Source organism: Rhizobium sp. AP16 (assembly GCF_000281735.1).
GTDB lineage: Bacteria > Pseudomonadota > Alphaproteobacteria > Rhizobiales > Rhizobiaceae > Rhizobium > Rhizobium rhizogenes.
In genome coordinates this window covers 14,327-27,759 of the sequence record NZ_AJVM01000043.1, presented here as the reverse complement: position 1 = coordinate 27,759, position 13,433 = coordinate 14,327, and the positions used below count along the sequence as shown (strand labels likewise).

14 protein-coding genes are annotated in these 13,433 nt (G+C 60.1%); 13 read left to right on the top strand and 1 reads right to left on the bottom strand.

The window, feature by feature from the left end; genetic code table 11:
• The first annotated feature begins 26 nt into the window (after positions 1–26).
• The 13 genes from PMI03_RS14830 to PMI03_RS14770 all read left to right on the top strand — a co-directional run bounded on the left by PMI03_RS14830 (position 27) and on the right by PMI03_RS14770 (position 12,430).
• The gene (locus PMI03_RS14830) at positions 27–1,274 is read left to right on the top strand and encodes an MFS transporter (protein WP_007694611.1); all 1,248 of its coding nucleotides are present in this window, start codon (positions 27–29) and stop codon (positions 1,272–1,274) included.
• Positions 1,275–1,399: 125 nt separating this feature from the next.
• The gene (locus tag PMI03_RS14825; RefSeq protein WP_039974083.1) at positions 1,400–2,206 is read left to right on the top strand and encodes an amidohydrolase; all 807 of its coding nucleotides are present in this window, start codon (positions 1,400–1,402) and stop codon (positions 2,204–2,206) included.
• 93 nt (positions 2,207–2,299) lie between these two features.
• Entirely contained in the window at positions 2,300–2,956 is a 657-nt protein-coding gene (locus tag PMI03_RS14820) for a response regulator transcription factor (protein WP_007694608.1), read from the top strand.
• The gene (locus PMI03_RS14815; RefSeq protein ID WP_007694607.1) at positions 2,953–4,332 is read left to right on the top strand and encodes a HAMP domain-containing sensor histidine kinase; all 1,380 of its coding nucleotides are present in this window, start codon (positions 2,953–2,955) and stop codon (positions 4,330–4,332) included. Before PMI03_RS14820 ends, PMI03_RS14815 begins: the two co-directional genes overlap by 4 nt.
• Positions 4,333–4,434: 102 nt before the next feature.
• On the top strand, positions 4,435–5,118 hold the full coding sequence (locus PMI03_RS14810; protein WP_007694606.1) for an MtnX-like HAD-IB family phosphatase: 684 nt from the start codon (positions 4,435–4,437) through the stop codon (positions 5,116–5,118).
• A 20-nt stretch (positions 5,119–5,138) separates the two neighbouring features.
• Positions 5,139–6,560 (top strand): aspartate aminotransferase family protein, encoded by a 1,422-nt coding sequence (locus tag PMI03_RS14805; RefSeq protein ID WP_007694605.1) that lies wholly within the window; start codon positions 5,139–5,141, stop codon positions 6,558–6,560.
• A gap of 4 nt (positions 6,561–6,564) precedes the next feature.
• Complete coding sequence (locus PMI03_RS14800) at positions 6,565–7,518, top strand: arginase family protein (RefSeq protein ID WP_007694604.1); 954 nt, start codon at positions 6,565–6,567, stop codon at positions 7,516–7,518.
• Positions 7,515–7,868, top strand: a complete 354-nt coding sequence (locus tag PMI03_RS14795) for an EamA family transporter (RefSeq protein WP_007694603.1) — start codon at positions 7,515–7,517, stop codon at positions 7,866–7,868. The genes PMI03_RS14800 and PMI03_RS14795 overlap by 4 nt, the downstream gene beginning before the upstream one ends.
• Positions 7,865–8,740, top strand: coding sequence for a fatty acid desaturase (locus tag PMI03_RS14790; protein WP_007694602.1), 876 nt, complete (start codon positions 7,865–7,867; stop codon positions 8,738–8,740). Before PMI03_RS14795 ends, PMI03_RS14790 begins: the two co-directional genes overlap by 4 nt.
• A complete protein-coding gene (locus tag PMI03_RS14785; RefSeq protein WP_007694601.1) occupies positions 8,727–9,542 on the top strand; it encodes a carboxylesterase in 816 nt (271 codons plus the stop codon). The genes PMI03_RS14790 and PMI03_RS14785 overlap by 14 nt, the downstream gene beginning before the upstream one ends.
• Positions 9,523–10,671, top strand: a complete 1,149-nt coding sequence (locus tag PMI03_RS14780; protein ID WP_007694600.1) for a GNAT family N-acetyltransferase — start codon at positions 9,523–9,525, stop codon at positions 10,669–10,671. Before PMI03_RS14785 ends, PMI03_RS14780 begins: the two co-directional genes overlap by 20 nt.
• Positions 10,671–11,099, top strand: coding sequence for an EamA family transporter (locus tag PMI03_RS14775; protein WP_007694599.1), 429 nt, complete (start codon positions 10,671–10,673; stop codon positions 11,097–11,099). Before PMI03_RS14780 ends, PMI03_RS14775 begins: the two co-directional genes overlap by 1 nt.
• Positions 11,099–12,430: a cyclopropane-fatty-acyl-phospholipid synthase family protein gene (locus tag PMI03_RS14770; RefSeq protein WP_007694598.1), complete on the top strand. Its 1,332-nt coding sequence runs from the start codon at positions 11,099–11,101 to the stop codon at positions 12,428–12,430. The genes PMI03_RS14775 and PMI03_RS14770 overlap by 1 nt, the downstream gene beginning before the upstream one ends.
• On the opposite strand, the gene PMI03_RS14765 is transcribed toward PMI03_RS14770, so the two are convergent.
• On the bottom strand, positions 12,371–13,219 hold the full coding sequence (locus PMI03_RS14765; RefSeq protein WP_039974080.1) for a MipA/OmpV family protein: 849 nt from the start codon (positions 13,217–13,219) through the stop codon (positions 12,371–12,373). The two genes, PMI03_RS14770 and PMI03_RS14765, sit on opposite strands and share 60 nt — an antisense overlap.
• Positions 13,220–13,433: the final 214 nt, after the last annotated feature.

Sequence of the window (13,433 nt, the reverse complement as noted above, 5' to 3'; positions counted from 1 at the left end):
TGGAACAAGGCGCGGGGAGGAGAATAATGTCTAATTGGTACAAGGAGTGCTCGCCGGTGGAACGCAAGACGTTCTGGGCGAGTTTCGGGGGATGGGGGCTCGATGCGCTCGACGTTCAGATGTTCAGCCTGGCCATTCCGGCGCTGATCGTCGCTTTCGACATCACGAAAGCCGATGCCGGTCTCCTCAGCTCGATTACCTTGTTTTTCGGCGCCATCGGCGGTTGGTTCGGTGGTGCGCTCGGCGATCGTTTCGGCCGGGTCAAGGCATTGCAGATCACGGTCGCGACCTTCGCGCTTGCCACTTTCGCCTGCGCCTTTGTCACAAGCTATAACCAGCTTCTGGTGCTGAAGGCGATCCAGGGTCTCGGTTTTGGTGCAGAATGGGCCTGCGGTGCGGTGCTGATGGCCGAGATCATCCGGCCGGAAAATCGCGGCAGGGCGCTTGCCGCAGTCCAGAGCGCGTGGGCGGTTGGTTGGGGTGTGGCGGTTCTGCTGTCCGCCATCGTCTTCACCTTTGTCGAGCATGAGATCGCATGGCGCCTGCTTTTCGCGCTGGGGCTGCTGCCGGCGCTTTTGATCATCTTCATTCGCCGCGGCATCCCGGAGCCGCGGAGGGCAACGGCGAAAGCCGACCAGCCGCCGTTCTGGCAGACGGTTGCCGGTATCTTTCGTCCGGACGTGCTGCGTTTCACCCTGATCGGCGCGCTTTTCGGTACAGGGGCACATGGCGGCTATGCGGCGCTCACGACCTTCTTGCCGACTTATCTTCGCGAGGTCCGTCAGCTTTCGGTGCTCGGCTCCAGCGCCTATCTTGCCGTGATCATCGTCGCCTTCTTTTGCGGCTGCATTGTCAGTGGAATGCTCAGCGATCGGCTGGGCCGGCGCGTCAATGTGACCCTTTTTGCCGGTGCCTGCGTGGCGACGGTTCTGATTTACATCTTCGCACCGCTGTCGAACTGGCAGATGCTGATTCTGGGCTTTCCGCTCGGTTTCTTTTCGGCCGGTATTCCGGCGAGTATGGCCGCACTTTTCAGCGAGCTTTACCCCGCCGGCGTTCGCGGAACCGGGGTGGGCTTCTGCTATAATTTCGGCAGGATTGTCTCCGCCGGCTTCCCGCTGCTCGTCGGGTATCTGAGCGACAGGATCGGGCTCGGTCCGGCCATTGGCATCGATGCAGCCTTCGCCTATTCCCTGGTGCTGGTTGCCGTGTTCATGCTGCCGGAAACGCGGGGCAAGGTATTCGAGCAGTCCTCCTCCTCGGCGCAATCATAGGCTTGCAACCGAATGTCGCGAGATACCACCATGATTGAAAGCTCAGTCACCGCCGCCGTGGCTTGCTTCTCGATGGCCCCGGATCCATGGTCTCCATGGATCCGGGCTGCATAGCGACCAACACCATGACTGTATCTTCCTTTCGTATCGATACCCACGCGCATGTCTTTGACTGCAGGCTGAAGCTGGCGCCGGGCAGGCGCTACGCGCCGGATTACGATGCACCGCTGGATGCTTACCTCCGTCAACTCGATGAGAACGGATTGACCCATGGCGTGCTCGTGCAACCGAGCTTCCTCGGAGCCGACAATTCCTATCTGCTCGATTGCCTGAAAGCGGCGAACGGCCGACTGCGCGGCATTGTGGTGATCGACCCCGGCACCTCGCTGGAGCAGCTCGTCGCTTATGACGAAGCCGGTGTGGTCGGTATCCGTCTCAACCTCGTTGGACAGGCCTTGCCGGATTTCTCGACGCGGGAATGGCGGGATTTGCTCGCGAAACTGAAGTCGCTTGACTGGCAGATCGAGATCCAGCGCAACGCCGCCGACCTCGTGCCGCTCGCACAAATGTTGGTGGACAATGGGATGAACGTGGTCGTCGATCATTTCGGCCTGCCCGATCCCAAGCTCGGCATTGCCGATCCGGGCTTCCGCGCCCTATTGTCGCTCGGCGCCTCGGGACGGGTCTACGTCAAGCTCTCCGCTCCCTATCGCAATGGACCGGAAGGGAGAGATTTCGCCCGGCAGGCCTATCCCCTGCTGCGTCATGCCTTTGGTCTGGACCGCCTCATGTGGGGCAGCGACTGGCCGCATACCCAGCACGAGGCGGCGCAGACCTATGCCGGCAACCTGGCTTTTTTGGACGAGCTGGCGACGGACGAGGGCGAAAAAAGCCGGATTCTTGCTATGCCGCGAAATCTGTTCAAGTATTGAGCCGGTGCGCAAGCTCGAAGGCTTTGCCACAAGGCCGCTCCAATTGCGGTTCACATCGGGTGCATAATTCCCACCGGCGAAGCGAGATCGACCGTGCGTGTTCTGCTAGTTGAAGACGACAATATTCTGGGGTCATCCCTGAAGAAGGCCCTGGAGAAGCACGCCTATGGCGTCGACTGGATGCGCGACGGCGAGTCCGGTCTGGAAGCTGCCCAGCATTCGGATTTCGCGGCAATCGTGCTTGATATCAACCTGCCGCGGCTCAGTGGCATGGAGGTCTTGAGAGGCATTCGGCAGAGGGGCAATTCGGTGCCGGTCCTGCTGCTGACGGCGCTCGATGCCGTGCGCCAGAAGGTCGAGGGGCTCGACGAGGGCGCCGATGATTATCTGGTCAAGCCGTTCGATCTCGATGAGCTGCTGGCCCGCATGCGCGCGCTGATCCGCCGTCGCGACGGACGAACAGAAAGCGTCATCCGCTGTGGCGATATCGAGGTCGACCCCTCGGCGATGGTTGCCCGCAAGGGTGATGTCCAGGTTCACACCACGGCCAAGGAATTCCACCTGCTGAAGCTTCTGATGGAGCGCAGCGGCCGATATGTGACCAAGAACGATATTGAATATGCGCTTTACGATGCCGAAAGCACGGTCGAGAGCAACACGATCGAGGTGACGATCTACAATCTGCGCAAGAAGCTCGGCAGCGATTTCATCAAGTCGATCCGCGGCGTTGGCTACATGATCGAGCGATGAGCAATTCCACACTTACCCGCAAGCTTTTCCTCAGGATCGCGCCGGTCGTGGTGGTGACGATCGTTGTAGTCGGCGCCTTCGCGTTCAACAGCGCGACGCGCGAAATCGACAATATCTACGATGCCCAGCTTATAAACGACGCGAATATCATCTGGGGCCTGCTGCGCCGGCCGCTGGAAAGGGAGCCCGACCGCGCCCCGAGGCAGATCGACGATATCGATTTCAACATGGACAATCAGCTCGCTTTCAACGAGGACGCTGACGACTATGCCGATGCCCATATGTTCCGTGCCTGGGACGACGGCCATATCCGCTTCTACAGCAGCACGGCGTTCCTGTCGGATGTGCCGCAGCAGAAGGTCGGCTTCACCACCATCACCTATCGCGGCGAGGAATGGCGCGTCTATTCGCTGCCGATACCGAATTCGACGATCGTGATGGAGGTCGGCGAAAAGATCGCCCTTCGCGAAACGCTGGTTTCCAACATCCTGCTCAATCTCTTCTTTCCGTTGCTGGTGCTGGTGCCGGTCATCGGCTTTCTCATCTGGCTCGGCATCAACAGTGGTCTACGGACGATCCACGGATTGGTGCGTCAGATCCGCACCCGCTCGCCCGATGATCTCTCGGCCATTCCCGTCGAAGGCCTGCCGCGGGACCTGTTGCCGCTCGGCCGCTCGATCAACCAGCTTCTCGAGAAGCTTGGCCATTCCCTGACGCTCGAGCGGCGTTTCTCCGATCTCGCGGCACATCAACTACGCACCCCGCAGGCCAGCGTGAAGCTGTTGCTGCAGATGCTGGGCAATAGCGACAGCGAGCAGGAGCGGCAGGCGATCGTCGCCGATCTCGTTGCCAGCAACAACCGCGCCATCCATCTGATCGAGCAATTGTTGCGACTGGCAAGGGTTAGCCATCATCCCCTCAATCCGACGCCGGTGCTGCTCTATCATATGGTCGCATCGGTGTTGGCGGAGTTCGGCAACATCATCAATAGCCGGCAGCTCGATGTCGTGCTGGAAGGTGACGAGACGGCACAGGTCAAAACGGATGAATCGCTGTTGCGCATGATGGTCAGCAACCTCTTGGACAACGCTATCAAGTATACACCGGTCGCCGGCAGGATCGAGGTCATGATCACCGCTGGAAGCGGGCTCTGGCTGATATCGATCAGCGATAGCGGGCCGGGTATTCCTCCCGACGAACGGGAAGCCGTCTTCCAGCGCTTTTACCGGATCGATACGCTGCATACCGAAGGCGCCGGGCTCGGCCTGGCAATCGTCGCCGATACGGCGGACCGGCTTGCCGCAGCGATAGAGCTGTCGACGCCGCGTTGGGGCTCGGGCCTGCGAGTCGACCTGCGATTGCCTAAGACGGAATAGAGTCAACTTTACCACGATTTCATTTTCGCATCATTCTCCCCTCATGCCTGGCTCATCCACGGTTGTTAAACGCAACCCAAGGACAAGGCGAAAGGGCGTTTCATGCAGGTGTTTTGCGATTTTGATGGAACCATATCCATCGAAGACGCGACGGATATGGTGTTATCCCGTTTCGCCGATCCCGAGTGGGAAGATATAGAGCGCCAGTGGAAGCAGGGGCTGATGGGGTCGGGCGAGTGCATGCGCCGCCAGATCGCCCTCGTCCAGGCGAGCAGACGGGATATCGACGCCCTGCTGGACACGGCGTCCATCGATCCCGGTTTTGAAGAGTTCCTGGCGTACTGCCGCGGCAGCGATCTGCCCGTTACCATCGTCAGCGACGGTGTCGATTACTTCATTCGTCATATCCTGGCGCGCCATGGCATTGGCGACATACCGATCGTTGCCAACGTGCTGAGCTATTGCCTTGCCGATGGCCGGGAATCCTATTCTCTCTTTCCATCGCCGACGGCGAGCGGCTGCCTATCCGGGTCAGGCGTTTGCAAATGCCGGGTCGTCAAGAGCCCCGATCTGCAGATCTACATCGGTGACGGGCGAAGCGATTTCTGCGTTTCCGACAAGGTCGACCTCGTCTTCGCGAAGGCCAAGCTGATCGACTACTGCGAAGACCGCGGCATTCCCTATATCGCCTTCGAAACCTTCACCGACCTGCTTCCGAAAATGAAAGCCGTTCTTCCCAGCGTCACGCGCGGACAGCGCGCGCCGCTGCATTCCAAGACCGCATGAACAAGACCAAGAGGCATCTCATGAAAACCAATGTAGCCGAAGCCTTCAGTGGCGAGACGCAATTGCCGATCAAGTCCGAAGAGGAGCTGTGTATCCTCGAGGAGGCCTATTGCTCCCACGGCGATACCGTCCACTACACGGCAAAACCAAAATTCTTCGAAGAATGCGAGGGCTCCTTCGTCTACGACCGGGCCGGGACGCCGTTCCTCGATCTGCAGATGTGGTATTCCGCCGTCAATTTCGGCTATCGCAACGAGCGTCTGAACAACGCCGCGCATCGCCAGCTCGACCGGCTGCCGCAGGTTGCCTCGCAGTATCTGCACCGGGAGAAGGTCGAGCTTGCGGCGATGATCGCCCAGGATGCCGAGCGCAAGTTCGGGCACAAGGGCCGCGTTCACTTCAACGTCGGTGGCTCGCAGGCGGTTGAAGATTCGCTGAAGCTGGTGCGCAATTATACCGGCGGCAAGAGCCTGATGTTCGCCTTCGAAGGCGGCTATCACGGCCGTACCCTCGGCGCCTCCGCGATCACTTCGAGCTATCGCTATCGCCGTCGTTACGGCCATTTCGGCGACCGGGCGCAGTTCGTCGAGTTCCCCTATCACTTCCGTGGCCCGAAGGGCATGTCGAAGGAGGAGTATGGGCACTACTGCGTCCAGAAGTTCGCCCGTCTGTTCGAGAGCGAATATAATGGCGTCTGGGATCCGAAGGCCGGAAAGTCGGAATATGCCGCCTTCTATATCGAGCCGATCCAGGGCACGGGCGGCTATGTCATTCCGCCGATGAACTTCTTCGTCGAGCTGAAGAAGGTGTTGGACGAACACGGCATTCTGCTCGTTGTCGACGAAATCCAGATGGGCGTCTATCGCACCGGCAAGCTCTGGTCGATCGAGCATTTCGGCGTCTCGCCCGACATTCTCGTCTTCGGCAAGGCGATCACCAACGGGCTCAACCCGCTTTCAGGCGTCTGGGCACGGGAAGAGATGATCAACCCGACCATCTTCCCGCCCGGCTCCACGCATTCCACTTTCGCCAGCAATCCGATGGGGACCGCCGTGGCTCTCGAAACGATGAAAATGTTGGAAGAAGAGGATTTTGGCACCGCCATCATGGCCAAGGGCGCCTATTTCCTCGATGGGCTGAAGCAGTTGCAGCAGCGTCATGCCATCGTCGGCGAAGTCGATGGGCTCGGCCTCGCGCTCAGGATGGAAATCTGCAAGGACGACAGCTACACGCCGGACAAGGCGACGATGGATTGGCTTTGCGACGAAGGCATGAAGGGCGACCTGCAGGTCGGCGCCAAGATGTACGGCCTCGTGCTCGACGTCGGCGGCTACCACAAGAACGTCATCACCTTCGCGCCCAACCTGCTCATCACGCGTGAGGAGATCGATCTGGCGCTTGCCCTGCTCGACCAGCTTCTGACGCGCGCAGCCCGGAGATAAGAGGGTGCAGCTCCTTCTTCTTCATCTCGATGATGCGTTGGAGCTGCAGCCCGATTTCGTGCGCGCCTGCAAGCTTGCGGGCGCGCATCAGTATTTCGACAAGGGAGCCGGCCAAGCGGTCCGGCTCTGGGGTCGGCAGAATGCTCTTGCCGAGCTCGCCCGCGATATCGCCAAGAGTACCCCGACGCTCGGCAAGGATCCGCAGCTCTGCTTCATGGGCTCGGGCGATTTTCATCATGTGACAGCCCTGCTTCTCGAAGGAGCGCTGGAGCGACAGCCTGTTGCCACGACCCTCATCCATTTCGACAATCATCCGGACTGGGTCACCTTCGAAGGCGGCATGCATTGCGGATCCTGGGTCAACAGCGCTCTTGCCCATCGTCATATCCAGAAGGTCATCACCATCGGCGTTTGCAGCCGGGATCTCCGCAGCCCGGAGCGCAAGGGCGCCAATCTGCATTGGCTCGGCGAAGGCAAGCTGGAACTCTACCCCTACGAACATCCGCCGAGCCGAGTGCTTGCCGACTACGGCAGCGGCGCCAGCTATCGGCAGGACAAGGGCGCGCTGCACTGGAAATCCATCGCCGCGATCGGTGAGGACAATTTCATCGACCGGATGCTGAGCCGGATTCGCACCGAGGCCGTCTATCTGACGATCGACAAGGATGTGCTTGCCGCCGACGATGCCGTCACCAACTGGGATCAGGGCCGCATGCGGCTCCCCTATCTCCTGGCGCTGATCAGCGAAATCGGTAGCCGGCATCGTATCATCGGCGCGGATGTCATCGGCGATTATTCCGCGCCGAGCTATGCCGGCGATCTTCGGACCAAGCTGATGAAGCGGGCCGAGATCTTCATCGATCAGCCGCGCATCCGGCCGAAGGTCGAGACGACCAGAAACATCAACAGCGCTGCAAATCACGCGCTGCTCGAAGTGCTGGCGGAGTACATGGCATGAGCGGCAGCCTGACCTTTCCGATGCTCGGTCTCATCCTTTTCTGCGTGCTGGCGGAAACGGCGCGCGAGGTCTGCTTCAAGCAATCGGCGAACGAAAGCGCATTGCTCGTCGCGCTCACAAAGCCGGTCACATGGCTCGGTATCCTCTTCTGGGCGGTCGAGCTGTTCGCCTGGACTGCCGTGCTCGAACGCGTTCCCCTCACCATAGCCTTTCCGCTGATGGCGCTGAGCTACGTGGTCATCGTGTTCGCCGGCGCCGTGATCTTCAAAGAAAATATCAACCTACGCCACGCGACGGGCGTGTTCCTCGTGACCGCCGGCGTGGCTTGCGTGGGAGTAACCGGACTATGAAAATCTTTGCTCATACCAGATGGGATGTGGCGCCGGTTCTGGCCGCCGTGGCGCATCTCGCCTTCGACGTCTACCTGATCGTCGGTTTCGAAAGCCGGCCCCTGTGGCTCTCGGCGGTTCTCGGCTGCCTCTATGCCGTGTCGATCTCCTGGAACATCAACAGCATATCCCATAATTTCATCCACACGCCCTACTTCAAGCCACGCTGGATGAACTATGCCTTCAGCCTGCTGGAATCGGTCGCGATCGGCTTCTCGCAGACCTATTATCATTGGGTGCATATGCGCCATCACTCCGGCAATAGCGACCGGCCGGATGATAAGGGCGAGACGATCGACATGCTGTCGATCTACCGCCACGGCCGCAACGGCGAGCCGGAGAATGTGTGGTCCTACACCTTCCTGAGCTTCTTCCGCGACAGCCTTGGCGACATTCACAAGGCTATCGCTCGCCGCCGTCCCTTCGATGCGAAATGGGGTCGGTTCGAGCTGTTCTTCTTCCTGGGTCTCGCCGCGATTGCGCTGATCTATGATTGGAAGGCCGTGCTGTTCTTTGTGCCTTTCTATTATCTTGGTAACTGCCTGTCGTCGCTGAACGGCTATTACGAGCATCTGCACGGCGACCCGGACGAGCCGATCGCCTGGGGCGTCAGCAGCCACAAGCCGTTCTACAACTGGCTGTGGTTCGGCAACGGCTATCATGCCGAGCATCACTACCGCCCGAAGACCCACTGGACGAAACTGCCGACCCTGCACGAGCAGATCAAGGAAGAGCAGGAAAAGGCCGGCACGCATGTGATCAGCACCTGCCACGCCCTCGGCTTCATGGCCAAGGAGAACCGGCAGGCGGAGCTTTCTCATGAAAGCCGATGAACTGAGCTTTTATCTGGAGGGCACAAATGGAAAAGGTGTCCTCCTGATCCATGGGCTGACCGGGGCTCCGGCCGAGATGAAGCTGGTCGCGCGCCACCTCAACCGCAAGGGCTACAGCGTCTATGCGCCGTTGCTGGCCGGCCATGGGGTGGATGCGGGCACGCTGCGGCGCTCGCGATGGGAGGACTGGCTGGAGAGCGTCGTGCAGGCATCGTCGATGCTGGCTGAAAGAGCGCAAGAGGTCTTCGCCGCCGGTATCTGCGTTGGCGGCAAGCTTTCGATGCTGGCGGCTGAGCGACAGCCGGAGACGATCCGTGCCGTGGCGATCTATTCCCCCTGCTTTCACTATGACGGCTGGGATGTGCCCTTCTACTATCCGCTTTTGTCCTCGCAGATCAGCTGGCTGTCGCGCATTCCCTTTCTCGACCGTCTCAATTTCCGCGAGACCGCATCGCTTGGGATCAAGGACGAGCGCATGCGCCGGCTGATCGGGAATATGGCCGGGGAGGGTGTTCTTGAAACATTCCCCGGCAAGGGGCTGGTCGAGATGCATCGGCTGGGCAAGACCCTGAGGGGCCGGCTGCCGCAGATGAAGACGCCGACGCTGATCCTGCACGCCGAGGATGACGACCTCAGCAGCCCGAAGCATGCGCGTTACATTTCCGATCATATCGGCGGTCCGCACGAACTCAGATGGATCAAGGACAGTTACCACATGATCCATGTCGACCGTCAGCATCGCCAGGTGGCGGATTTCACCGCCGACTTTTTCGAGGCAAGCCATGCTCAAGCCCTTGCCTAGATATTTCCCCGTGCCGGACCGGAATCCGGTCGCCGAAGTGCATTTCAGCATCCGCGCCGTCGGCCGCTATGCCTGGAATGCCTGCTTTTGCGGTCAGGTCGAGGATTATGATTGCCTGCTGGCCATCGAGGAGGCTGATATCTCCGGCTTCGAATGGCGCTATATCACCATCGTCGAGGATGGACGCGTGAGTGCCGCCATGCCGGTCTTCCTCTGCCCCTATGCCCTGGACACCACGCTGGAGGATGGCCGGCTCCGCAAGGCGGTACGCCGCATACGTCAACGTTTCTCCGGATTCCTGACGCTGCGTCTTGCCTGCCTCGGCTCTCCCTGTACCGAAACGGGCGCGGTCGGTTTTCACCCCGACGTGCCACCGGAACGCCGCGCGGTGCTGTTTGCCGAGCTGCTGTCGTTCTTCGAGGAGCTCGCGGCCACGGAAGAGTGCTCGTTGATGGGCATCAAGGATATTCCCGCGCCGGTGACCGCCGAGTTCGGCGGCTTGCTCTCGGGCCGCGGCTATGCCTCGATCGGCGGCCTGCCGACCGCCTGGCTCGATATGGATTTCAAGACGATCGATGAATATCTCGCGAGGCTGTCAGCGGGCACCCGCAAGGACATGCGCCGCAAGCTGAAATCCTTCGAGCAGGTCAGGGTCGAAATGCGGACGGATTTCGGCGACTTCCTGCCCGAGGTCATGGCGCTCTACCATGACACGCGCAATCGTAGCGAATGGCAGTTCGAGGAGCTGACTCCCGCCTATTTCGAGGGCATCCTTGCCCGTATGCGCGGCCGCTCCTTCTGCGCCTTCTATTTCGTCGAAGATCGGCTCTTGGCCGCCAACCTGATCGTGCATGACGAAAACATCGCCATCGACAAGTTCTTCTGCATGGATGGCGAGGCGGGGCGGCCTTACAATCTCTATTTCCTGAGCTGGTTCACCAATCTGCGCTATTGCCTCGACCACGGCATCGGCCGTTATCAAAGCGGCCAAGCCTATTATGAAAACAAGGTGCGGCTCGGCAGCCAGCTGACCGCCAACACGATGTTCTTCCGCCATCGCAATCCGGTTCTTCAGAAGATATTGCGGCTGGTTTCGCCACTGCTTTCCACAGATGAGGCGGAACAGTGATGTCGTCGATGCGCCTATCCTGGCTTGCGGTACCGGTGTTGAACGCGCTGTTCCAGTTTTTCGTCAAGCACGGCGCCGAGCAATTGGGCGATGCGACCGGGGCCGGCTGGCTGTGGCAGGCGCTGGCATCGCATTGGATCCTGGCGGCGATCGCCGTCGAGATCGCCTGCTTCTTCATCTGGATGAACGTGCTGTCCGAACTCGACCTCAGCCGGGCCTTCCCGCTTTCCGGCATCAGCTACGTGCTGATCATCGCCACCGGCTGGCTCGTCTTTGGCGAACCGGTCGTCGGCCTGCAGGTGATCGGCAGCGGCCTGATCCTGATGGGCGTCTGGCTGATTGCGGGTGCTTCCGGCGAGGCGACGAGCGGGGGCGACTGGCACGAGAAGCGCGGTTCGCTGCGCCCCCACAGCGGTGAGGATCGATAATGTCCGGATTGCCAGCGGAAGACCATCGTCAAAATACAATGGCATTCAGCCTCGCGGATTGGTGCCTGAAGCGAGCGCTCTCGAGCATCGTGTCGCGGGGATCGCTGGTCGTGATGACGGCGGGCGGTCGCGCGCTGTCGTTCGGCGATGGCACCGGCGAGCTCGTCTGTGTCCGTTTTACCGACAATCGGGCGCAATGGGCCTTTCTCATCGATGCCGATGCAAGGCTCGGCGAGCTTTACATGGATGGTCGTTTCCTTGTCGAACATGGCTCGCTCTACGATTTCGTGGCGATGATGCTGCGGGAAGCGCAGAACAGCACGCATCCGCTGATCGCCCGCATCATCGACCAAATCCGCACGAAGCTGCGGATCTTCCGTCATCGCAACCTGCCGAGACGTTCGAAGACCAATGTTGCGCATCATTACGATCTCGATGGTCGGCTCTATGAGCTGTTCCTCGACCCGGACCGGCAATATTCCTGCGCCTATTTCGAGCATGCAGATCAATCGCTGGAAGACGCGCAGCTCGCCAAGAAGCGGCACCTCGCCGCCAAGCTCCTGATCGAGCCGGACAACAGCATTCTCGACATCGGCTGCGGCTGGGGTGGTCTTGCGCTGCATCTGGCAGAGCAGACGCCTGGCGGCTATGTCCTCGGGGTCACTCTGTCGGAAGAGCAGCATGATTATGCCTCGAAACGGGTGCCGGCTAGCCTCAGTGGAGCGCCGGCGGAGGTGCAATTCGCACTCAGGGACTATCGCAGCCTGACGGGCCGTTTCGACAGGATCGTCTCCGTCGGCATGTTCGAGCATGTCGGCCTGTCATCCTACCGGACCTTTTTCCGCAAATGCGCGGAACTGCTGGAGGACGATGGCGTCATGGTCCTTCACACCATCGGCTGCTCGGCGACACCCGGTTTCACCACCCCCTGGCTCGACAAATACATCTTCCCCGGCGGCTATATTCCGGCACTTTCGGAGATCGTGCCCGAGATCGAGGCGGCGGGATTGTCGATCACCGACGTCGAGGTGCTGCGCCTGCATTATGCCTACACGCTCGAAAGCTGGCGCGAGCGTTTCATGGCGCGCTGGGACGAAGTGGCGAAGCTCTATGACGAGCGCTTCTGCCGCATGTGGGAATATTATCTTTCGACCGCCGAAGCCGCGTTCCGCTATGAGGATCTCGTCGTCTTCCAGATCCAGATCACCAAGCGCAACGACGTCTTGCCGTTGACGCGGAACTACATCGCCGATCATGAAGCGCGGAGCGCCTCAAAAGTCGATGCTGAAGGTTCTGTTGAGGGTAAAGCCGATGATATTCTGGTTGGGTGAGCCGAACTGCGAGGTGATCGGGCTGTCGGCGGCGTCGCCCACCAGACGGTTATATTTCTCATAGACCTGCACGCTCCATTGCGGCGTGATCGTATAGGTCGCAGCCACTGTGAAGCCGACCGATTTCAGGCCGCCGCTGGCGTCGAAGGTCCTGACATGGCCGTTTCTCGCGGCTTGGCCGGCAGAGATGCCGAAGTTGCTGCGCATGTAGGTCGAGTTTGCCAGCGACATGCGCGGCCCGGCGGACAGGACCAATTTGTCGCCAACGGGCTGAAACCAATCGAGCGCCAGATCGGCGACAAGGCCGTCGCCGCCCCAAAGGGACTGGCGCACTTCCGTCCGCAGCCGAAGCTGATTTTCCATCAGCCAGTATTGTGCGAAACCGCCGGCATCGAAGTTCCAGCGCACCCTGCGCTCGCTCTGCAGATGCAGATTGTTGAGATCCAGGCGGTCATCCCTCAAGCCGACGACGGGGCCGATTTCAAGGTTGCCGAGGTCGAAGAGCGTATAGTCGAAATTGTCGTCCGGGGCGCTGTATTCAGGCGTGTCACCGAAGCGATAGAAGTCGAAGGACGGCAAGGCGCTGAAGGAATAATGCTTCGAGCCTTCATAATTGGGACCGTATTCCACCGTGGCGCCGAGCGTCACGACCCAGGTGTCGGAGGTGGACTTTGTGGCTTCCTGCGCCATGGATGATGCGGGAAACGCGCCGATTGCGCATATGGTCACCAGACCAATCCCGGTCAGCGCCAGCAACCGGGCGGAGAAAGATGTCTCGACTACTAACACTCTGACAACACCCGATCCCTGGACGCCCCTGCGGCATTACTAGCACAGCTTAAGGTTTCCAAAATGGCAAAAAGTCTAAAAGCACTCATTGCCTCCGGCTGGCGGTCGATATGCTCTTCGCCGTTTAGGGGAGAGGCGGTGTGACATTTATCGGGTTTCATATGGGTCTATGGAGGCGTTGAAAGACATTGTGGTATTCGCGAGCCGGCAATTG